General features: G+C 50.0%; 18 protein-coding genes. 12 read left to right on the plus strand and 6 right to left on the minus strand.

The annotated features are described in order from the left end of the window. Positions 1-84 precede the first annotated feature (84 nt). Both EDM21_RS15095 and EDM21_RS15100 read left to right on the plus strand, forming a co-directional pair. Positions 85-1,095, plus strand: coding sequence for a Gfo/Idh/MocA family protein (locus tag EDM21_RS15095; protein WP_157336684.1), 1,011 nt, complete (start codon positions 85-87; stop codon positions 1,093-1,095). 153 nt (positions 1,096-1,248) lie between these two features. Beyond that, on the plus strand, positions 1,249-2,193 hold the full coding sequence (locus EDM21_RS15100; protein WP_157336686.1) for an aldo/keto reductase family protein: 945 nt from the start codon (positions 1,249-1,251) through the stop codon (positions 2,191-2,193). 109 nt (positions 2,194-2,302) lie between these two features. Here the strand turns inward: EDM21_RS15100 and mtnA are convergent, their stop codons facing one another. Together mtnA and mtnK are read right to left on the minus strand one after the other, a co-directional pair. After that, a complete protein-coding gene (gene mtnA, locus EDM21_RS15105) occupies positions 2,303-3,409 on the minus strand; it encodes an S-methyl-5-thioribose-1-phosphate isomerase (RefSeq protein ID WP_157336688.1) in 1,107 nt (368 codons plus the stop codon). Beyond that, the gene (mtnK, locus tag EDM21_RS15110; RefSeq protein ID WP_157336690.1) at positions 3,406-4,632 is read right to left on the minus strand and encodes an S-methyl-5-thioribose kinase; all 1,227 of its coding nucleotides are present in this window, start codon (positions 4,630-4,632) and stop codon (positions 3,406-3,408) included. Before mtnK ends, mtnA begins: the two co-directional genes overlap by 4 nt. Before the next feature lie 258 nt (positions 4,633-4,890). On the opposite strand from mtnK, the gene EDM21_RS15115 reads away from it, so the two are divergent. The 9 genes from EDM21_RS15115 (at position 4,891) to EDM21_RS15155 (ending at position 15,299) form a co-directional block, all read left to right on the plus strand. Then, positions 4,891-5,340, plus strand: a complete 450-nt coding sequence (locus EDM21_RS15115; protein ID WP_157336692.1) for a Dps family protein — start codon at positions 4,891-4,893, stop codon at positions 5,338-5,340. Between the two features lie 161 nt (positions 5,341-5,501). After that, positions 5,502-6,074: a DUF1802 family protein gene (locus EDM21_RS15120; protein ID WP_157336694.1), complete on the plus strand. Its 573-nt coding sequence runs from the start codon at positions 5,502-5,504 to the stop codon at positions 6,072-6,074. A 252-nt stretch (positions 6,075-6,326) separates the two neighbouring features. After that, entirely contained in the window at positions 6,327-7,163 is an 837-nt protein-coding gene (sufC, locus tag EDM21_RS15125; protein ID WP_157336696.1) for a Fe-S cluster assembly ATPase SufC, read from the plus strand. A gap of 34 nt (positions 7,164-7,197) precedes the next feature. Continuing rightward, positions 7,198-8,490 carry a Fe-S cluster assembly protein SufD gene (sufD, locus tag EDM21_RS15130; RefSeq protein WP_157336698.1) on the plus strand — a complete coding sequence of 431 codons (1,293 nt, stop codon included), beginning with the start codon at positions 7,198-7,200 and terminating at the stop codon, positions 8,488-8,490. Continuing rightward, positions 8,487-9,713 carry a cysteine desulfurase gene (locus tag EDM21_RS15135; protein ID WP_157336699.1) on the plus strand — a complete coding sequence of 409 codons (1,227 nt, stop codon included), beginning with the start codon at positions 8,487-8,489 and terminating at the stop codon, positions 9,711-9,713. The genes sufD and EDM21_RS15135 overlap by 4 nt, the downstream gene beginning before the upstream one ends. Beyond that, the gene (gene sufU, locus EDM21_RS15140; RefSeq protein ID WP_068773446.1) at positions 9,700-10,128 is read left to right on the plus strand and encodes a Fe-S cluster assembly sulfur transfer protein SufU; all 429 of its coding nucleotides are present in this window, start codon (positions 9,700-9,702) and stop codon (positions 10,126-10,128) included. The genes EDM21_RS15135 and sufU overlap by 14 nt, the downstream gene beginning before the upstream one ends. A gap of 26 nt (positions 10,129-10,154) precedes the next feature. Continuing rightward, on the plus strand, positions 10,155-11,552 hold the full coding sequence (gene sufB / locus EDM21_RS15145) for a Fe-S cluster assembly protein SufB (protein WP_157336701.1): 1,398 nt from the start codon (positions 10,155-10,157) through the stop codon (positions 11,550-11,552). Between the two features lie 753 nt (positions 11,553-12,305). Beyond that, positions 12,306-14,039, plus strand: coding sequence for a right-handed parallel beta-helix repeat-containing protein (locus tag EDM21_RS15150; RefSeq protein WP_157336703.1), 1,734 nt, complete (start codon positions 12,306-12,308; stop codon positions 14,037-14,039). Between the two features lie 807 nt (positions 14,040-14,846). Beyond that, positions 14,847-15,299 carry a GNAT family N-acetyltransferase gene (locus EDM21_RS15155; protein ID WP_157336705.1) on the plus strand — a complete coding sequence of 151 codons (453 nt, stop codon included), beginning with the start codon at positions 14,847-14,849 and terminating at the stop codon, positions 15,297-15,299. Between the two features lie 177 nt (positions 15,300-15,476). On the opposite strand, the gene EDM21_RS15160 is transcribed toward EDM21_RS15155, so the two are convergent. The 4 genes from EDM21_RS15160 to EDM21_RS15175 all read right to left on the minus strand — a co-directional run bounded on the left by EDM21_RS15160 (position 15,477) and on the right by EDM21_RS15175 (position 19,671). Beyond that, a complete protein-coding gene (locus tag EDM21_RS15160; RefSeq protein ID WP_157336707.1) occupies positions 15,477-16,007 on the minus strand; it encodes an SUR7/PalI family protein in 531 nt (176 codons plus the stop codon). A 158-nt stretch (positions 16,008-16,165) separates the two neighbouring features. Further along, a complete protein-coding gene (locus EDM21_RS15165; protein WP_157336709.1) occupies positions 16,166-17,218 on the minus strand; it encodes an HD-GYP domain-containing protein in 1,053 nt (350 codons plus the stop codon). Positions 17,219-17,590: 372 nt separating this feature from the next. Beyond that, a complete protein-coding gene (locus EDM21_RS15170) occupies positions 17,591-18,664 on the minus strand; it encodes a ThiF family adenylyltransferase (protein ID WP_157336711.1) in 1,074 nt (357 codons plus the stop codon). Between the two features lie 248 nt (positions 18,665-18,912). Next, the gene (locus EDM21_RS15175) at positions 18,913-19,671 is read right to left on the minus strand and encodes a molybdenum cofactor biosynthesis protein (RefSeq protein ID WP_157336713.1); all 759 of its coding nucleotides are present in this window, start codon (positions 19,669-19,671) and stop codon (positions 18,913-18,915) included. Positions 19,672-19,832: 161 nt separating this feature from the next. On the opposite strand from EDM21_RS15175, the gene EDM21_RS15180 reads away from it, so the two are divergent. Next, positions 19,833-21,302, plus strand: a complete 1,470-nt coding sequence (locus tag EDM21_RS15180; protein ID WP_157336715.1) for a bifunctional metallophosphatase/5'-nucleotidase — start codon at positions 19,833-19,835, stop codon at positions 21,300-21,302. The last annotated feature ends 107 nt before the right edge of the window (positions 21,303-21,409 follow it).

The raw sequence follows: 21,409 nt of genomic DNA on the forward strand, positions 1-21,409 counted from the left end.
TGAAAGCGTAATCACACCGCTCGCCACTCAATAAGAGGGAAAGCGTTTGACGAACCAACAGGACACACAGGCGGAGGTAACAGCATGTTAAAAGTAGCTTTGCTCAGCTTCTGGCACGTTCATGCGGCTGATTACGAGAAGGACGCCATCCGGCATCCGGGCACGGAGCTTGCAGCGATCTGGGATGAAGATGCACAGAGAGGTTCGATGGAGGCGCAAAAGCGGGGACTTCCCTTTTACGAGAAGCTCGATGACCTGCTGGCCGATCCGGCAATCGGAGGGGTCATTGTAACGACGCCCACCAATCTGCACCGGGAGGTCCTGATAGCCGCAGCAAGAGCAGGCAAGCATATTTTCACGGAAAAAGTCATTGCCTCCACATGGGCGGCATGCAGTGAAATCCTGCAAGCCGTGGCGGAAGCGGGTATCGTGCTCACGGTGTCTCTGCCGAGACTGAACCAGCCCTATACGCTGGCTGTTCAGAACATTCTGGAGCAGAATCTGCTCGGCAGGCTGACTCTTGTGCGCGCGAGGCTGTCCCACAGCGGCGGGCTCAGCCGGGAGGAAGGCGGCGGCTGGCTTCCGGAGCGTTTCTTCGATCGGGAAGCTTGCCAGGGCGGCGCGATGATTGATCTGGGCTGCCATCCGATGTATCTGACGCGGCTGTTTCTGGGCATGCCGGAGAGCGTGACGGCTTCCTACGGGAGTGTGACAGGACGCGGCGTGGAAGATAACGCGGTCAGCGTGCTCCGCTACCCGGACGGGGCGCTGGGCATCGTGGAAGCCGGTTTCGTGAACAGTTATTCTCCCTTTGTGATTGAGATTCACGGAACCGAAGGAAGCTTGCTTTATTCCCAGCATGACGACAGACTTCTGCTCCGCACGCGCAAGCAGGAAGGAGGAGGCGAGGGCTGGACGGTGATCCATGATCTTCCCCAGCCGAATCTGTCCGCATTTGAACAATGGGTGGATCATATCCGCAGCGGTACCCGGGCTGAGGCGAACGTTCAATTGGCGGCTGATCTGACCAAGCTCATGGAAGCTTCCAACCGTTCGGCTGCTGAAGGCTGCGCGGTACAGATCGAGAGGGATTAAGTCCCTCTCAAGGAGAGACACTCCCGTATTTTTTTCGAAATAAATAGTCGCAGGCTGCCTTATTCCATTCTTTTTACAGGTAAAGTACTCTATGATTGTTTAGGAAGACCTGTTATTCTACACGCTAATCATACTTATTGGAGGTAGGAACCGATGAAATATCGCAAACTGGGACGGTCCGGCTTGAAAGTAAGTGAAATCAGTCTCGGCAGCTGGCTTACATACGGGGGTTACGTCGAACGTGACAACGCCGTACAATCGATCCGCAAAGCGTATGAGCTCGGAATCAACTTTTTCGACACCGCCAATGTGTATATGCAGGGGGAAGCGGAGAAAGTCGTAGGGGAGACGCTGAAGGAATATCCCAGAGAATCTTACGTACTTGCTACGAAAGCATTCGGCCCTATGGGCGAAGGCCCCAATGACCGGGGGCTTTCCCGCAAACATCTGATGGAGCAGGCGCATGCCAGTCTTCGGCGGTTAGGCACCGATTATGTCGATCTTTTTTATTGTCACCGCTATGATCCGGATACGCCCCTGGAAGAGACGCTGCGCGCTCTTGACGACCTTGTAACGCAGGGCAAAATCCTGTATGTCGGGGTGAGCGAGTGGACAGCCGCACAAATGGCGGAAGCGCATGCGATCGCTGACAAGTACTTGCTTGACCGCATCATTGTGAACCAGCCGATTTATAATATGTTCAACCGTTATATTGAAAAAGAAGTCATCCCGCTCGGCGAGGAAAAAGGCATCGGACAAGTGGTCTTTTCACCGCTTGCGCAGGGGTTATTGACCGGCAAATACAAGTCCGAAGAGGATATTCCGGCAGACAGCCGTGCAGCAAAAGTCGATTCCATGCGCAAGGCGCTTACGGCCGGGAACATCGCCAAAGTCCGGAAGCTCGAAGGCATAGCATCTGAGCTTGACGTGACGATTGGCCAGCTGGCGCTTGCCTGGATTCTGCGTCAGCCGAATGTGGCGAGCGCACTTGTGGGAGCCAGCAGGCCGCAGCAGGTGGAAGAGAACGCGGCAGCCAGCGGTGTTGAGCTGGGGCAGGGCGTCCTGGAGAAAGTCGAGGAGATCCTGTCCGGGGACTAGAAAAAGAACAAGTTCGGAGTGGAGCAGGATAACCTCCATACAAGGAAGAAGCCAGTCCGGGATAGATCCGGGCTGGCTTCTTCCTTATATGACAGCTTGTCCGAAGGGTCTATTCTTCGAACAATTTAGCTAAATTCTCGGTGAAAGGCGCCTTTACAACGCCCTTCTCCGTAATAATCGCCGTGACATAATCATTCGGCGTCACATCGAATGCCGGGTTGTACACTTTTACGCCCTGCGGAGCCGTCCGTTTGCCGAAGCTCTGCGTAACCTCTTCCTCGCCGCGCTCTTCAATCGGGATCTCTTCGCCGGTCGCGGTGCCAAGATCGATCGTGGACATCGGACATGCCACGTAGAAAGGAATGCCGTGCGCTTTGGCCAGCACGGCAACGCTGTACGTGCCGATCTTGTTGGCTACATCGCCGTTAGCCGCGACGCGGTCTGTGCCGACGATAACCGCCTGCACCCAGCCCTTCTTCATCACGGCACCCGCCATGTTGTCGCAGATGAGCGTCACATCGACGCCGGCCTGCTGAAGCTCGAAAGCCGTCAGACGCGCACCCTGCAGCACAGGACGCGTCTCATCGGCGAATACCTTCAGCGAGATGCCCTGCTCTTGAGCGAGGTAGAACGGCGCCAAGGCGGTGCCGTACTTCGCTGTAGCCAGGCCGCCGGCGTTGCAGTGCGTGAGCACGCCCATGCCGTCCTCGAACAGCTCCAGCGCGAATTCGCCGATGCGGCGGTTGGTTTCTTCATCCTCGGCCTGGATTTGTATAGCCTCGGTAAGAATCGCCTGCTTCATTTCGTTATGAGAAATGTCCATTTGGACGAGCTTCTGCGTCAGGCGCTTAAGCCGGTCCAGCGCCCAGAACAGATTGACTGCGGTCGGGCGCGAAGTGGCGAGATAATCCGCCTGCTTCGCAACTTCACCCGCAAGACGTCTGCGGTTGGCTTCACGGGAGATGGCGCCATCTTCCACGGAATCTTTGAGGCCAAGGAAGACGCCGTATGCAGCGGCAATAGCAATTGCCGGGGCGCCGCGCACCTTCATAGAGCGGATGGCTTCCCAGACGCCGTGCACGGAATCAAGCGGCAGATAAACAATTTCTTCCGGCAGAAGACGCTGATCGAGAAGATCGAGCTGCTCTCCGTTCCAGCGGACCGATTGAAGCCAGCCGCGCTGTCCTTCCGAATGTGTGTCAGTTGTTGAGGTCATTTCACTACTCCTTCTCTTGAAACTGCCGCATCCCGGGCGATTGCAATCAGCTCGTCAATCGATGCCGCTTTGCGGTGGTGCTTGATCAGGGAGGTACCGATAGCGAGCGCTAGACGCTGTGCTTTCTCACGGGCAGAGGCATCTTCGATGCCGTCAATGTCCGCTACATGCGACAGCCCGTAAATACGGCGCACCATTTTGCATCCGGCGAAGCCGATCGTTTCCTGCAGAACGCGGTTCAAATACCAGTCCTGATAAGCGGGGGTTTCCGACATCGGGTCTGTGACGTCGTTATCCCATAGAGTTCGGAATTCACGCTCGAATACAGTCCAAACCTCTTTAACGGTTTCCAGAAGATATTTCCTGTAGTCCGCACGTTCTGCTTCGTCTGTACTCCAGCCTTCCTGAGCGGCATAGTTCAGGAGCAGATTCGCAAGGAGGGCTCCGATATCAAAACCCATCGGTCCGTAGTAGGCGAATTCGGGATCAATCACTTTGGTGGAGTCGGCTTTGATGAATATACTTCCTGTATGCAGGTCGCCATGCAGCAGCGACTCCGCCCGGGTCAGGAACGTATTGCGCAGAATGGCCACTTCCAGGTGAAGATCATGATCCTTCCAGATTGCCGCTACGGCATCCTTCAGATGAGCTTCCACGTTATTGTTGGGCGAATCCCGGTACGGATCGTCAAAAATCAGATCCTCTGTAATTTTGCATAACTCAGGGTTGATGAACTGGCCGACTTGGAGTTTCTTCTTCTGCTGGTTCATGCCAAGATCCGATGTGTAGAACAGCGTGCGCGCCATGAAGGTGCCGATATGTCCGGCGAACAGAGGATAACGGTTATTCTCCATAAGCCCTTTGCGCATGATGACATGATCGCTCAGATCTTCCATGACGGTGAGCGCTAAATCTTTCTCATATGCAAATACATGAGGAACGAGTTCCGGACAGAAGGAAGCCTGCAATTGCAGAGCCTCGCTTTCAATACGCGCCCGGTCAAGGGTCAAGGGCCATGATTCACCCACAACTTTGGCATAAGGAAGGGCCTGCTTGAGGATAAGACTGCGGCCTGATTGTTCATCGGTAATGTGAAAAACAAGATTAAGATTGCCGTCTCCGATTTCACGGCTTGTCAGCTGCGCATCAGCCGCAAAGATATTCGGCAGCTCTTTGGCATATGCTATCGCTTCCGCTTCGGTAAGTGCGCGGTAAGTGGTCATGGGCAGTTCCTCCTGGTAGTTGTATGCAAAGACGGGTCGCTCCGGTTGTCTGTCCGTTAATTCCGACTTAAGCACTAGTATAAAGGAAATCCCCCCTTCATGAAACTGCTTTTACTGAAAAAGAAGGTCCTTTTTATCCTCTCATGGGGTTCTCCGGCTTATGCCGCCCTGCCGTTTCGGTCCTGGAGGACTTTTTACATAAAATGAAGGCGATTCGCCGACACTAGCCGAAGAAACCGAGATCAGGAGGATTAAAAAATGTCAATTGCTATCCGTTCCGCTCATAAAGTGCTCAACCGTCAGGTTGCCAACTGGACTGTGTTGTTCGTTAAACTGCATAATTTTCACTGGAATGTGAAAGGCCATGAGTTTTTTACCCTGCACGTTAAATTCGAGGAATTGTACAACGAGGCGGCTAATTATGTCGACGAGCTTGCAGAGCGTCTGCTCGCGGTAGGCGGAAAGCCGGTGGCGACGATGAAGGAAAGTCTTGAGCTATCCAGCATTAAAGAAGCGGATGGCGGGGAGAAACCCGATGAAATGGTGCGCAGTCTCCTGGCAGACTTCGAAACGATCATCGGAGAGCTGAAGCAGGGAATCCAGGAGGCTGACGAGGCCAAAGACGAGGGAACAGCAGATATGCTGCTGGGCATCAGTGTGGCACTTGAAAAGCACCGCTGGATGTTAAGCTCTTTTGCAAAGAACTGAGTCTGACAAACCTGCCAGTGGCCGGCAGCCCCCGACTGGGGGCGCTGGTCTTTTTGCGCACCTGCACAGGTTTTGTACGGCCCCGGTTTGCCATTACGGGAAGGGGACCTCTATAATAGAGTGAAGTGAGCCGATAACTTGGGCACAAAGAGGTGATTGATATGAACCATCCCCTTATCGCGTTAAAAGAGTGGGCAGTCGCGGTGCAGGCGCTTGAGCGCGGAGATCAGATTCTGATCATGCGTAAAGGCGGAATCCGTGAGGAAACGAAACATTTCAGCGTAGTTTCCGATGCTTTTTACCTGTATCCGACTTATGAACATCAGAAATCTCATCTTGTTAAAGACGAGAGCAAGCAGCATCTGGAAGCCACTGTTCATGACTGGAATCCGGAGGACAGGCAGGTCACGATTTCAAGCTGGGCGGAGCTCGTCCGGGATATCGAAATCAGTGATCCGGATACGCTGAATCGTTTTCAGTCTTTTCATATTTGGACGGAATCGTTCGCGGAAGAAAGACTCAAATGGAAACGCAAGCATCCTCTTCATGTAATGATTCTGCGTGTGTACAAGCTGGATGAGCCGGTCGTGCTTCCTGTCTTGTCCGATTATGAAGGCTGCAAGTCCTGGATTGAGCTGCAGGCCGATCTTGCCTCCGCCGGGCGCACGCCTGTACTGGGTGATGAAGCTTTCCAGAAGATACTGACGGAGCTGGATCAGGCTTTGGCCGAGTAAGGCGGATTGAAGCGGACAGAGCATGCTTAACATACATATTGACAACCCGAAATTCCGCTGGATACACGGGACAAGCAAAATAAAATGAAAAAGCTCAAACAAAGGCGTTTAGGCTTGAAAAGCCGTGCATAATGTACTTTCTTGATTAAAGTAGGCGGGATAGTCTATCATGAGGCTATTGAGAATCATTGATAATCATATTAGAATGATTATAAAGTGAAATTCATTTAAAAGTTGGAGGGTTAATTCACTATGGCAAATGCACCCGTATTTAAGATAGAGGGTCTGAAAGCAGCAATCGAAGGTAAAGAAATTCTGAAAGGCCTAGACCTGGAAGTTAAGGGCGGCGAAATTCATGCGATCATGGGACCAAACGGAACAGGTAAAAGTACGCTGGCATCCACGATCATGGGTCACCCTAAATACGAAGTAACGGAAGGTTCCATTTCCCTTGACGGTGAAGATGTGCTGGAAATGGCCGTTGACGAAAGAGCGCGCGCGGGTCTGTTCCTGGCTATGCAGTATCCAAGCGAGATTGCCGGCGTTACCAATGCCGATTTCCTCCGCAGTGCGATCAATGCCCGTCGTGAAGAAGGCAGTGAAATCTCCCTGATCAAATTTATCCGTCAAATGGAAGGCAGAATGAAGGAGCTTGAAATGAATCCGGAATTCATGCACCGTTACCTGAATGAAGGTTTCTCCGGCGGTGAGAAGAAGCGGAACGAAATTCTGCAAATGCTTATGCTTGATCCGCGCATTGCCATTCTCGACGAGATTGACTCAGGTCTGGATATCGATGCGCTCCGCATCGTAGCTCAAGGTGTAAATGCTATGCGCAGCGAAGACCGCGGATTCCTGATCATTACTCACTACCAGCGTCTGCTGGATTATGTAACTCCGGACTTCGTCCATGTCATGATGCAGGGCAGAATTGTTAAATCCGGGGGTCCTGAGCTGGCTCAGCGTCTGGAGAAAGAAGGATACGACTGGATTAAAGAAGAACTTGGCATTGTTGACGAAACGGTGGGTCATGATGACGAGCAGGAATTCCAAGTGCCTATGAATACGACTGCACCGAAATACAATTAATGGCCTGGGCTATTTAATTTAGGAGGAAATAGAAATGACGACACAAACCATTCTTCCCGTTGATTCCCAAGCCGTCGCTGAAGCGTCGAAAGCCAGACAGGAGCCGGAGTGGTTGACCGATCTGCGTGTGCAGGCGGCCAATCTGGCGGAATCTTTGGAATTACCGAAATTGGAGAAAACAAAACTGGATCGTTGGGACTTCAGTTCCTTCGGAACTTATAGCACCCCTCAAAGTTTGGCATCCGTAAGCGACCTGCCTGAGCAGGTGAAGTCGCTTGTGAACGAAACGAACATCATTGTTCAGCGCAATTCAGGCGCTGTTTATCATAAGCTTTCGGAACAAATCGCTAACCAGGGTGTTATCTTCACGGACCTGGAAACAGCTGCACGCGAGCATGGGGATCTGGTGCGCCCTTACCTGGGCAAAGCAGTGGATGCGGGCGAGAACCTGCTGACAGCCCTCCACTCCGCTCTGTGGAGCGGCGGCGTGTTCATCTATGTTCCTAAGAATGTGAACGTAGAAATCCCGCTGCAAGCGTTGTTCTTGTCGGATGACGCAGCGGCAAGCTTCTCTCCGCACGTATTGATCGTTGCAGAGACGAACAGCTCCGTTACTTATGTGGAGAACTTTACATCCACGGGTGCCGGCAAACTGGTGCAGAACGGTGTAACGGAAGTATTCGTGAAGCCGGGCGCTAATGTACAAGTGGCTTCTGTCCACAACCTCGGCGAAGGCGTAACCGACCTCACATACCGCCGCGCGATCGTCGAGAACGACGGCCGCGTGAATTGGGTAGTCGGTGAAATGAACGATGGCAACTCGATGTCGGATACGACTTCCGTCTTGAAAGGCAACGGTTCATTCTCGGATGCGAAAGTCATCTGCGTCGGGACGCAGGACCAGAAGCTGAACCTGACAACCCGCGCTATTCACTTCGGTCTCAATTCTTCCAGTGACATGATTACGCGTGCTGTTATGAAAGACAACAGTACGGCTATTGTGAACGGCATTACGAAGATTGAGAAGGGCGCTACGGGTGCCAACGGTCAGCAGACCGAACGTGTCCTGATGCTGAGTCCTAAAGCACGCGGAGACGCGAACCCGATTCTTCTGATCGACGAAGACGATGTTAAAGCCGGTCACGCAGCGAGCGTAGGCCAAGTTAACCAGGAGCAGGTTTACTACATGATGTCCCGCGGTATTTCGCGTGACGAAGCGACTCGCCTGCTTATCTACGGTTTCCTGGCGCCAGTCGTATCGGAGATTCCGATCGCGAAACTGGAAGAGCAGCTGCAAACAATGGTAGAGAGGAAGCTGGGGCAATGAAACCTTCGGAAATACGTGAACTGTTCCCCATTTTGAATCAGGAAGTGAACGGGCGTCCGCTCGTTTATCTGGATAGCTCTGCGACTTCCCAGAAGCCGGTCCAAGTCATCGAAGCCCTGAAGAAATACTACGAATGGGACAATTCCAACGTACACCGAGGCGTTCATACTCTGGGATCGCGGGCGACGGATGCTTACGAAGGGGCAAGAGCCAAAGTTGTACGCTTCATCAATGCCCGCTCCGAGCAGGAAATTATCTTTACCCGCGGTACAACGACTGCGATCAACCTGGTCGCCGGCAGTTATGCGCGCTCCATCTGCGGTGAGGGCGATGAAATTGTCATTACGCCTATGGAGCATCACAGCAATCTCATTCCGTGGCAGCAGGTCGCTAAAGCGACTGGAGCCACGCTGAAATATATCCCGCTTCAGGCGGACGGTTCGATTACGCTCGAAGATGTCGAGAAGACAATCACGGACCGTACGAAGTTCGTCTCCGTTGTGCATCTGTCCAATGTGCTTGGTGTCTTGAACCCGGTGAAGGCAATTGCCGAAATTGCCCACCGCCATGGTGCCAAAATGATGGTAGACGGCGCCCAGAGCGCACCTCATCTGAAGGTAGATGTGCAGGATCTGGACTGCGATTTCTTCGCCTTCTCCGGTCACAAAATGTGTGGGCCGACCGGAATCGGGGTATTGTATGGGAAGAAAGAACTGCTTGATGCCATGGAGCCGATTGAATTCGGCGGTGAAATGATCGACCATGTAGATTTGTATGATTCCACATGGAAGGAGCTTCCTTGGAAATTCGAAGGAGGCACCCCGATCATTGCAGGAGCAGTCGGCTTGGGAGCCGCCATCGATTTCCTGGAGGATATTGGACTGGACGCGATTGCGGCTCATGACGCCAGCTTGACGGCTTATGCTATGGAGCGTATGCTTGAGATTGAAGGTCTGAGTGTATATGGTCCGCAGAAGAATCGTGTAGGTCTGGTCACGTTTAACGTGGATGTTGTCCATCCGCACGACCTGGCTACCGTCCTGGATGCGGAAGGAATTGCCATCCGAGCCGGTCACCATTGCTGCCAGCCGCTTATGAGATGGCTGGAACAATCCGCAACGGCCCGTGCCAGCTTTTATTTATACAATACTGAAGATGACATCGACCGACTCGTCAAGGGCTTACTAAAAACAAAGGAGTACTTCGGTCATGAACTTGGATGATTTATACCGCAGAGTCATTATGGATCATTATAAGACGCCAAGAAACCGCGGAACGTTCGACGAGAACGAATCCGTCTCGATCAATTTGAACAATCCTACATGCGGTGACCGTATCACTCTGCAAATGCAGGTGGAAGACGGGGTAGTAAAAGCTGCCAAGTATGTAGGTGAAGGCTGTTCGATTTCAATGTCCTCCGCATCCATGATGACGGATGCCGTGAAGGGCAAGACCCTCGATGAAGCATTGGAGATGGCAGAGAACTTCTCTAAGCTCATGAAGGGTGAGAATGTAGAATTCGAGTACGAAGATATAGAGGCTTTGTCCGGTGTGAACAAATTTCCGGCCCGCATTAAGTGCGCTACCTTAGCATGGAATGCGCTGCGTAAAGGAATTGATCAAACCAAGCAAGCGTAATTACAATTTTGAAGGAGGTTAGCACGATGGCCAAGCAAATGCCAGAAATGGAAGAGTACAAATATGGCTTTCGGGACGAGCACAAATCCATTTTCCAATCCGGAAAAGGGCTGAATGCAGAAATCGTAACCGAAATTTCCAGAATGAAGGGCGAGCCCGAGTGGATGCTCGAGTTCCGTCTGAAATCACTGGAGCAGTTCTTCAGCATGCCGATGCCGCGTTGGGGCGGGGATCTGGACGATCTGGACTTTAATGAGATTCAGTACTATGTGAAGCCTTCTGAGAAGCAGGGGAAAACATGGGAGGAAGTTCCGACTGAAATCAAGGAAACTTTCGACAAGCTGGGAATTCCGGAAGCGGAGCAAAAGTTCCTCGCCGGTGTATCCGCTCAGTATGAATCCGAAGTCGTATACCACAGCATGCAGAAAGAACTTGAAGATCAAGGCGTTATCTTCATGGATACGGACTCTGCGCTTCGTGAATATCCGGAATTATTCCGCGAGTATTTCGGAACGGTTATCCCTCCGACAGATAACAAATTCGCTGCGCTGAACAGCGCAGTATGGTCCGGAGGAAGCTTCATTTACGTGCCTAAAGGCGTAAAATGTGAAGTGCCTCTTCAAGCTTACTTCCGTATCAACTCGGAGAACATGGGCCAATTCGAGCGTACACTCATCATTACGGATGAAGATAGCTTCGTTCACTATGTTGAAGGCTGTACAGCTCCTGTATACAGCACGAATTCCCTGCACAGCGCAGTTGTCGAAATCGTCTGCCGCAAAAACTCCCGTGCCCGTTATACGACCATTCAGAACTGGGCACCGAACATCTACAACCTCGTAACCAAACGTGCCGTTGCCGAAGAAGGCGCGAACATGGAGTGGGTAGATGGCAATATCGGCTCCAAGCTGACGATGAAGTATCCAGCCGTTATTCTCAAAGGCCGCGGCGCTAAAGGCTCCGTGTTGTCGATCGCCGTTGCGGGTAAAGGCCAGCATCAGGATGCAGGTGCCAAAATGCATCACCTGGCTCCGGACACGACTTCTACGATCGTATCGAAGTCCATTTCCAAGCATGGCGGTAAAGTAACTTACCGTGGTCTGGCATCATTCGGCCGCAATTCTGCCGGCTCCAAATCGAACATCAAGTGTGATACGCTTATCATGGATAAGCAATCGACATCAGATACGATCCCGTACAACGAGATCCTGAACGATAACATCACCCTTGAGCACGAAGCAACCGTATCGAAAGTGTCCGAAGATCAGCTCTTCTATCTGATGAGCCGCGGTCTGTCGGATGCGGAAGCGACTCAGATGATCGTCATGGGCTTCATCGAGCCATTCACCAAAGAATTGCCGATGGAATATGCGGTTGAAATGAATCGTCTCATTAAATTCGAGATGGAAGGCAGTATCGGTTAACCTTGATGCATTAGAGGTTCTAGGGTTCGTTGAGTATATTTACTCATAATTTACCCATAAATACTGCTCGTAAAGAGCTGAAGCATCATCTTCAATCTTTTGAGTTATATGTAAATACGTGTCCGCTGTGACTTTCACGCTTGCGTGCCCAAGTCTTTCGGACACGTATTTTTTTATTTGCGTCAGCTTCCAGCAAATGTACAGCGTTAAAACATATGGTAATAAGATAGGTAATTCTGCTCGTTTACATACTTCTTTAAATATTCTCTTACCACTGCTGCTAATTGCGCTTCTTTTTTGTTTAAAACCTCCTTTCGCTTGCTTTCGTATCTGGGGCAGAACAAACATGTGTGGAGCTAATAAAGACTGGAACGCTGGTAGATATCCAGCATTCCGGTCTTTTTGCGTCCCGATATTGAAAAGGTATTGATAGAACAACAGCTAGTATGAGCCGCATCTTATTCTGACTGTTAACTATTACGATCAAGAGGTGAGAGAATGATAGCTGTATAAATGACGCTTATTATTTAAGGGCGTCACACTTATGAACCAGCATCGCTTAAACCTCTTGTGAAATCAGATCTGGATACTATAGATCTTTGTACAGAAGGCAATGGGAGGACGCAGCATAAAGCAAAAAAGAAACGCCTCCGGGGTCCTAATAAAAAATCAAATAGTACCTCTACTAGGAAAAATATAGACATAAGAAGGATTTCTGTTAGATAATTATAAATATGGAAGGAGCTGATAAAAGTGACTTCAGATGTTGTAGATTACGGGGTTGAGATCGAGAGGTTGAACCGAGAAAGCATACAAAACCGTGCGGAGATTGATTCACTTAAACAAAGCTTCATTCAGACTAATATTGAGTTCGGATCAAGAAGCTTTAATGTTGAATGGTTTGGAGGGAAGGGAGATGGGGAGAAGATTTCTACAGAAGCTGTTCAACAGATAATTGATTTTTTGGGGGAGAAAGGCGGGACGGTATTTTTTCCTTACGGAATCTACTTGCTTGGAAGTATCACATGTCGGAATGATATACGCTTTGAATGTGCGCCCGGCACAGTTATAAAGTTCATCAATAATACGAATGGTTTTAAAGTTGATAACTGTAGCAACATCACATTTTCGGATTTTATTTTCGACGGATCACTGCAGACAACAGGGACCAGATACATGATTAAGGGTTCGAACGCTTCTAAGGTTATGATCAAAAGGCTCAGATTGTCTAATGGATCGTACGGTATCTGGCTGGAGAATATTACGGATGGTGTGATACTTGATTGTGAAGGATATGGTTTTCGGGATTGGCCCTTTTACATACAGGGGTGCAATGGATTCAAATACCTTCGAAACAAGTCATTTAACAATCAATATGATGGACTCAAGATGGGCGGCCTTGACTTGCCTAATCCAAAGATCACGATAAAAAACACTGAAGTCGCAGGCAATGAGTGCTACGGAAACGTGCGTGACGGTTTCGACATAGCTGCAAACAATATCGAGAATTTGATCATTCATGACAATAATTTTCATGATAATTTACTTCAAGGTATTGATTGCAAAGTAGTCTACCAGAGCGACTACATGCGTAATATTCATATTTATGCGAATAGTTGCTCTGTAAACCACAACCAACAAATCAATGTTCAGTGTGATATTGTCGCGTCAGCCGCTGAAAGGATCGTTGTAGGCAGTAATACACTATACTGTGCCAGCTCGAATGACCCAAATTCTGCCGGGATTAGGATGTACGGAATGGCTGATAATTGCCGGGTGCATGATAATCACATTAGCGATGCATACAACGGCGTCCGTATATCTGATTCAAGCAATGTAACCGTTGAAAACAATATTATAAGGTCTGGAAAATTCGGCATAAGAGAAGATCTGGTTTATCTCACTCAAGCAGCTAACAATGTATATCAAGGTAATAATGTAGTTGTCTCTGACAATTGTTTTTATAAAAATGATCCAAGAATATTGAATACAATAGTAAGATCAAATCGTTTTACAGTTACGGGCACTGGATACAGAGTCTATGTCATCGGGGCAGAGTCAACAAGCAATTGCTACAACAACGATGGAGGCTATTCCAATAGTATGCCAAGCGGGAGAGCCACGAAAGGTGACGTATTCTTTAATACAGATGTCACAAATGAGAATTGTTTAGGATGGATTGCCATGTCCACGTCTCCTACAGCCGAGTATGATATTTTTGGGAAAATAGGTACAGCAAAAACTAAAACAGCACAAATTGACTTTCCTGCAATATCACCAGGGGCAACATCTGCAATAACTTATTCTTCATTAGCCTGTAACCCCGGTGATATGGTAACGGCTGTTCCTCTGGCTGCAGTACCTGCTGGGTTAGTGTGGAATGTGTGGATCATAAGTGCAAACAGAATTGAACTTAGACTGACCAATACAACAGGCAACTCGATTGATCCAGCACCTGTGAACTGGCGTTTTGACGTGTTAAAATAAGGTGGAAATTAAATTAACTGAAAAATTTCATAACCGCCGTTTTAATTGTGTATGCAGAATTTATCATTTTAAGAGGATTATCAGTAACCGCAAGAAGTAGAGTGTTAAAAAGGCGGGTTGATTATGGAGGGTTTAAAATATATTAATGTAATCTTGTTATAGCTCAAGTTTTATAATACGTACTTCTTTATTTATCTTCTTTTAAGGAATTATAATCGTTGAAATCTTTCTGTAACTCATTAGTTTTTATTTTGTTCATAAATTATTTTTTCTTACTTCTCAAGTTTGATTTAATTTATTTAATATTAATATCGCCTTAATAGAAAAATTATTACTAGTAATAGGATAATAAATACTAGTACTAGCAATACTACAGGTGCTACCTACCAAAATAAATCTTTTTTATGGAATCATCGGGAGGAAGGAATGCGCTTTTTTAAGAATGATGCTATATCGTTGTAAAAAGAATTAATTTATTTTATGATTTTATACTCCTCTGTAATGTTAACTTTTATATCCGCCAATTTGGTTTCTGTATTATTTATTCTATTTGTTAACTCTTCTCTAGAGTATTAAGGTATCAATAAAATGGGCGGCAACGGTCCCGGGAAGCTAGAATCCGTCTGCTGCATTCCGCCATCTTAAATAAGGCAGCTTACCTTGATACCCTCCAATCGTTAAGATAAGATTAGATGAAAGATCCGTTAATTTTGGAGCAATGACCTCTAATATCCTGCGTGCCCGGTTTTCCCGGGCATGATTTTCTACATAGCATGCTTGCTTTTTACAAAGGAGTTTGAACAATCTATGAGAATAAGACAATTGGCTGCCGGCGAGCAGCCCCCTATGGATCTGCTCCTCTCGGCCGACCCGTCTGAAGTAATTGTAGAAGAGTATCTGCGGAGAGGACAATGCTTTATCGCGCTTATGAAAGAGACGGTAATAGGCGAATATGTGCTGCTGCCGACAAGACCCGAAACGATTGAATTGGTGAATGTTGCAGTAGCTGAAGAGTATCAAGGCCAAGGCGTGGGGAAGAACCTTGTTAACCATGCGGTTAAGCAAGCCAGGGATTCAGGCTATAGAACGATTGAAGTCGGAACGGGAAATTCGAGTGTGGATCAGCTTGCCTTGTACCAGAAGTGCGGGTTCAGAATGACGGGGATTGATCGTGATTTTTTTATCCGTCATTATCCGGAAGAAATATACGAGAATGGTATTCAGGTAAGGGATATGGTAAGACTATCGCAGGATTTGTAAAAAAAGTACTCCATTTACCTATTTATTCCTTGAACCTATTTGTAAAATGTGCAGGTATAAAGGTATAAAGGTATAAAAAGGTTACAAGCAGGTACAACATCGAACAAAAAGCAGCCACAACTTGTTAAAGATGTGGCTGCTTTTTTTTATTTTCTCCATAGTCACAGGGTGATGCAGTTACAAATAGGGGATATGAACGCGGATAGTAGGATCTGCCGCAAGCGGAACAACAAAGCCTGCAATCCATACCGCAGCGATCAGAAAAGAGAAAAGAGACAAAACCAGGCCGGAGGTGCGGCGGTAACGACGCCAAGCTATGAACCCGCTAATCAGGGCGGCGAAGCCAAAAAGCAGCCCGAGAGGGATAGTCACGAGCAGCAGACTGAACAGGCACGCAAGCAATCCGCTAATGAAGGCGAAGACAGAGCTGAACCGGGATGGTCGTGCTGCAGGGACGGGAGACTCCAATCGTGCCGAGGTGCCCGTTACATCCGGTCTGGCGGATATACCAGATATACCCGGTGAAACGGGCAAACCTGGCTCTTCATCTTCGAGAGGTTCAGAACGGGTCCCGGTCAGGCTGCTGGGGTAGCCGAGTTCTCCGGAGCGGGGCTGGTTAACCGTCGCCGCTCTTTGACGCTCTCCCGAATGACTAGAGGTTTCCTGCTGATGATGGGGGGAGGCCTCTTTCTTATCATCTTGCTCCAAGGGAAAACCCACCTTTCTGTCGGGATTAGAATAACGTGTGCTCAAAGCTGGAAATTTATCCAGCACATTATACAGCGGATATGAATTAGTGTAACACAAAACAGCCGAACGGCTCCTGGAGAAGAGACGGCGGCTGTATAATTTGAATCCGAGTAGTTCTAGTGAATAGAGATAGAGATGATTTCCAGATCCGGACGATGAGTCAGATCGATAAATTCTTCATCAACCTGGACTAGCGGACGGAAAAAGTCATTCGGGAAAGTCATTACGATAATTCCGGAACTGCCATCCGAGAGGGAGGCTTTTTTACCGATGAAGTTAGGAATCATGCTGGCGATAAATACATGCACCGCTTCCGCATCCAGTTCCCCGAAGCTCATTCTATGAAGTTCTTTCAATACGTAGAGCTGGTCTTTCTTCTGCTGGTAAGAACGATTGCTGATCATAGCGCTGTACACATCGGCTACCGCTACAATCTTGGCGGCAGGGTGGATGGATTCCGCCGTTTTCCCTAACGGATAGCCGGAGCCATTCATGCGCTCATGATGCTGTAAAGCGACGAGAGCAGGCAGTTCTTCGCCGATCGACTTACGGATGATATCATACCCGTAAACCGTATGCTTGCGCATCTCATTGAACTCCTCTTCGCTCAGCTTACCGGCTTTCTGCAGCATATCGAAATCAATCTTGCATTTCCCGATATCGTGAAGGTACCCGGCCCGGCCGATCTTATGTGCCTCCTCCTCGGAGTTCCCCAGCCAAAGTGCGATAAAATAAGAAAGAATGCCTACTTGCACACTGTGCTGGTATGTATAATCATCGCGGCTATCGAGACAGAGCAGAAGATTGACGACGTCCTTCTCTTCCCTAACTGTAGTGATCAGAGGAGCAAAATGCTTGTTGACGGTCTCCTCTTCTATTTTTCCGGAATTCATAACGTCTGCGAACAGATCTTTGATACCGTTAATGGCAGTTTGAAACGATTCTTCATGACGAAAGATTTCCGGTGCGGCGGGGCTTTCATCCTGCAGAGGATTCTCGGGCAGCGGACGTGATTCAATATCGACATATTCAATTTGATGCTTGCTTAATTTAAGGATATCGAACTCGTCCACTTGTGTATTGGCTGGTAAGATGTTCAATCCAACGGAATTGAACGTATCATGGGTGAGCCGGTCACCCACCTGAAGTTCTGCTATATGAATTCTCATTGAATTCATTCACCTTTTTCCCAAAAATTCTCAATCTTCTTTATAATATCAGCAAAGACGGCGTTCTTGCAATGAAACCTCTTCCAATTTCCGGAATTATTTCATGCTAAGCGACCTAAGAAAAGAGAGAGGTTCAGAAGGGAAAACGCGGAAAAAAAACATGAGAATAAAGGCTATTTTGAGAATTAAGGCTATTTAATGAAGAAACTATTATACGAAGAAATTGGCGGGGAGTGCGGACTGCTGTCCCAATCTGTTTTCCGCAACTCCATATACAGGAAATCAGCAGGAGAGAGGCATCACAATTACATACATTCCCATTAAAAAGACAGCGGTCTCCTGGCAAATTCAGGAGGACACGCTGTCCGGGTCTTACATGCCGATATACCGGCTGTATAAAGTTTTGGCCGCTGCGGGGTCGCTGACCCCTTGAACTAGCACTCTCCCGTCGGGAAAAATCACCAGCGTCACTTCATCGCTCGGATGGAAACGGAGCAGGAAGCGGTTACGGCTGACTCCGCCCAGCGGCGATAAGCGCTGCTCCCACTGGTCCAGTGTAAGAAAGGATGCCTGGACGGGAAGGATCTGGACAGAGTCGCGGCCGCATAGCGTCTGGATGGTTTCACCCTCGATTTCGGCATCGAGGTAATCGAACTTCCGGTGCGCGCATGCGGGACAATCCTGCTTGCGCGCACCGGCTACATCAACCGACGAATACTGGTTGTACCAGAGGTCCCACTGCTGCATGCGGCGGTTGAGATGCTCATGGTCCCCGATCAGGAGTTTCATGGCCTCGGTCGCCTGATAGGAAGCGACCATATGAATGATCGGGCCGATCACGCCGGCGGTGTCGCACGTATCCGCCGCGCCGTGAGCCGGTGCTGCGCCGAACAGGCAGCGCAGGCAGGGCGTCTGGCCGGGCACGATCGCAAGCGATACGCCGCGTGAAGCGACGGCGCCGCCGTAGATCCACGGAATGCCGTATTTCACGCTGACGTCGTTGATCAGGAAGCGGACGGAGAAATTATCCGTCCCGTCCAGAATCAGATCAACGCCTGTCAGCAGGTCATCGGCATTCAAGGGATTGAGATCGCCGACATGCGCTTCGATGTCGACGAGCGAGTTGATCCGCGCAAGCTTTGCTGCCGCGGCTGCGGCTTTGGGCTGCGCCTGGCGCACATCTTCTTCGTCGTAGAGCATCTGCCGCTGCAGATTGCTCTCCTCGACGAAGTCGCGGTCGATCAGGCGCACATAGCCTACTCCGGCGCGAACCATGTGGTTCGCAAGGACGGTGCCGAGGGCGCCGAGGCCGACGATCGCAACGCGAGATTGACTCAGCGTACGCTGGCCTCTCTCGCCTACGGGCTTGAACAGCACATGGCGCGAATATCTGGACGGGACCGTCTCAGGTTTGATTTCATCAGGAGGAAGTTGCACAATCCTCATTCCTTTCTACTATAGAAATGACATGATATACGGCACGTTTGCCGCGGTCTTTCATTTGTATTTGATTATTAAGTACGTACCGTGTGTACTGTATTTAATTTGTATTTTATTATAAAGTACGTACCGTGCGTACTGTATCTCATTTGTATTTGAATATGTTGAACGTACCGTACGTACTGTATCTCATGCAGTCTGCTGCTCCATGCGCTCCAAACTAACCATGCCTATGCTGGTCGCACATCTTGTTCTTACAGGAGCGGGTCAAGCGGATTCCATTCTCCGGATGCATACCCTTTCCACTGGGAACCGTCTTCATGAATCTCTTTTTTCCAAACCGGAAGAATCTGTTTCACTCGCTCGATCGCATAGCGGCTGGCTTCGTAACACGCCGCCCGGTGAGGCGTTGAAACCGCAATGACAAGGCTGCTTTCGCCTATTGCAACAGGGCCCAGGCGGTGGGTCATAGCACAGCATGCTCCCGGCCAGCGTCCGGCGATCTCCTCGCCGATCGTTCTCATGGTATTAAGGGCCATGGGCTCGTATGCCTCGTATTCCAGCAGGACCGTACGCTGCCCATCCGTATGCTCTCGTGTCGTGCCGATGAAGAGGAGAGTGGCTCCGCAGTCGGGATGAGCCGTCCTGGCTGCGACTTGGTCCGCATCAATGGGGCTGCGGGTCAGCGCATAGGGGGAAGAGTCTTCCGCAGCCCTTTGCTCCGTATTGGCCCCTCCATCTCTGCCGCTGCCGCCTGATACCGGCGGGATCAGGGCAAGCTCGTCCGTTACGGCAACCGTTTCTTCGGGTGCAGCGTAAATATGATTCTTGGCTAGGAAGCAGTGGGTCAGCAGGGATCCCGCTTCCGGATACTGGCGAATCATTTCTTCCAGCAGCTGCCGTACCTGGACGGTATCACTCCCGCCAGTTGTCTTCTCATCTATAGACAGATCGACAAAAGGCCTGCCGAGCACATCGGCCAGACCTGCAAAAAGACGTATTCGAAACGTCATGAACGCTCACACTCCCGCAACTTGCTTTTACAACTAGCATATCATACGATTTGATGAAAATGATATAATCAGGCTAACAGTGTCTTGCGGCGAATCTTACATAACAACAGTCCGAAGTGCATATTTTTAAAAGAGACAGGCTTTCCAGCGGAGGTGAGAGGATGACCATAAACCATCAATCGACACAGACTTTACGGATTCTTCATACGAATGACCTGCATAGTCATTTTGAGCAGATGCCTAAGATAGCCTCTTGCTTCAAAGAACTGAAACGCCGCTATGCAGGCGAAGCTATATTGACGCTCGATATTGGCGATCACATGGACCGGATGCGCCTCGAAACAGAAGGTACGAACGGTTCCGCCAACATAGAAGTGATGAACGCTACAGGTTACGAGGCGATGGTGCCGGGCAACAATGAAGGGCTGACCTACGATCATGAATCGCTTAGAGAGCTATTCGAGAAGCACGCCCTTTTTCCGGTTATCGGAAGCAACATCGAGGATACCCTTACAGGGAAGACGCCGGGATGGATGCTCCCTTACCATCTTATCCGTAAAGGAGAGCTGACTGTCGGGCTCATCGGCCTCACAGTCGCATTTACTGATTATTACCAGCTCCTCGGCTGGGATGTCCGCGATCCGATGGAATCGGCAGCCTGGTGGGTCGATAAGCTCCGTCCGCAGTGCGATGTGCTTATTGTCCTGTCTCATTTGGGGATTCGGTACGACGAGCGTCTTGCGGAGGAAATCGACGGGATTGACGTGATTCTCGGCGCCCATACGCACCATTTGCTGGAGGAGCCTCTTCTTATCCGAAATACGCTGGTATGTGCAGCGGGGAAGTACGGGAACTACGCCGGTGAAGTGAAAGTAGAGGTCGATTTGACTCAGCGGCGAATACTCCGGATGAGCGGGCGCGTACACCCGATGTCCGAATGGGAAGATGATCCGGTCATCCACGAAATTCTTAGCCGCAATATGGAGCTTGGCAGGCGTGCTCTGGATATTCATGTGGCGGAGCTGGCCGGTCCTCTGGAGCTTGACTGGTACCGGGAGTCCGCGCTCGGCAACCTGCTTGCGTCCGCGCTGCGCCGCTGGATGAGCGCCGAGATCGGGCTGGTCAACGCCGGACAGCTCCTGCGCGGGCTTGCGGCAGGACCTGTCACGCTGGGCCATCTTCTCGCCATCTGTCCCGGCCCTATTAACCCCTGCCGCGTTAAGCTGGCGGGAGATAAGCTGCGGCAGGCTCTGGAGGAGTCGCTGCTGCCGGAATTTCAAGAGAAGCCGATCCGCGGCTACGGCTTCCGCGGAGAAGTGCTTGGCATGCTCTGTATCGATGGAATGACGGTCCGTTACGATCCGGAAGGTGAACCGATGAACCGGATCACGGAAGCGTTCATCGGGGATGAGCCGCTCGAAGACCGCCGGATTTATAGCGTCGGCATGATCGACATGTTTACTTTCGGCGTCGGCTACATGTCTCTGAGCGAAGGCAGCGATGTGGAGTATCTGCTGCCGGAACTTCTGCGGGATATCCTTCGTGAGGAGCTGCGGTTAGGGGAGCATTTGGAAGAAGCGGAAGAGCCAAGGTGGTATCCCTTTGCCGGTAAACAGCCGCTGCAGGAATGAAGATGCCGGCTGCAATGCTGCCAGCATCCGAGGACAGGCGAATACCGGCTGCCATCTTGTCCGGGTTCTTGTTCCATTGTAAGCCTACTTTAGATACGAATAGGGGC

It is taken from the genome of Paenibacillus lutrae, from assembly GCF_009757775.1.
GTDB lineage: Bacteria > Bacillota > Bacilli > Paenibacillales > NBRC-103111 > Paenibacillus_F > Paenibacillus_F lutrae.

Excerpts from the sequence above, each read along its gene's own strand:
- EDM21_RS15095 (WP_157336684.1), top strand. The coding sequence starts at position 85 with ATGTTAAAAGTAGCTTTGCTCAGCTTCTGGCACGTTCATGCGGCTGAT.
- EDM21_RS15100 (WP_157336686.1), top strand. The coding sequence starts at position 1,249 with ATGAAATATCGCAAACTGGGACGGTCCGGCTTGAAAGTAAGTGAAATC.
- mtnA (WP_157336688.1), bottom strand. The coding sequence starts at position 3,409 with ATGACCTCAACAACTGACACACATTCGGAAGGACAGCGCGGCTGGCTT.
- mtnK (WP_157336690.1), bottom strand. The coding sequence starts at position 4,632 with ATGACCACTTACCGCGCACTTACCGAAGCGGAAGCGATAGCATATGCC.
- EDM21_RS15115 (WP_157336692.1), top strand. The coding sequence starts at position 4,891 with ATGTCAATTGCTATCCGTTCCGCTCATAAAGTGCTCAACCGTCAGGTT.
- EDM21_RS15120 (WP_157336694.1), top strand. The coding sequence starts at position 5,502 with ATGAACCATCCCCTTATCGCGTTAAAAGAGTGGGCAGTCGCGGTGCAG.
- sufC (WP_157336696.1), top strand. The coding sequence starts at position 6,327 with ATGGCAAATGCACCCGTATTTAAGATAGAGGGTCTGAAAGCAGCAATC.
- sufD (WP_157336698.1), top strand. The coding sequence starts at position 7,198 with ATGACGACACAAACCATTCTTCCCGTTGATTCCCAAGCCGTCGCTGAA.
- EDM21_RS15135 (WP_157336699.1), top strand. The coding sequence starts at position 8,487 with ATGAAACCTTCGGAAATACGTGAACTGTTCCCCATTTTGAATCAGGAA.
- sufU (WP_068773446.1), top strand. The coding sequence starts at position 9,700 with ATGAACTTGGATGATTTATACCGCAGAGTCATTATGGATCATTATAAG.
- sufB (WP_157336701.1), top strand. The coding sequence starts at position 10,155 with ATGGCCAAGCAAATGCCAGAAATGGAAGAGTACAAATATGGCTTTCGG.
- EDM21_RS15155 (WP_157336705.1), top strand. The coding sequence starts at position 14,847 with ATGAGAATAAGACAATTGGCTGCCGGCGAGCAGCCCCCTATGGATCTG.
- EDM21_RS15165 (WP_157336709.1), bottom strand. The coding sequence starts at position 17,218 with ATGAGAATTCATATAGCAGAACTTCAGGTGGGTGACCGGCTCACCCAT.
- EDM21_RS15170 (WP_157336711.1), bottom strand. The coding sequence starts at position 18,664 with ATGAGGATTGTGCAACTTCCTCCTGATGAAATCAAACCTGAGACGGTC.
- EDM21_RS15175 (WP_157336713.1), bottom strand. The coding sequence starts at position 19,671 with ATGACGTTTCGAATACGTCTTTTTGCAGGTCTGGCCGATGTGCTCGGC.
- EDM21_RS15180 (WP_157336715.1), top strand. The coding sequence starts at position 19,833 with ATGACCATAAACCATCAATCGACACAGACTTTACGGATTCTTCATACG.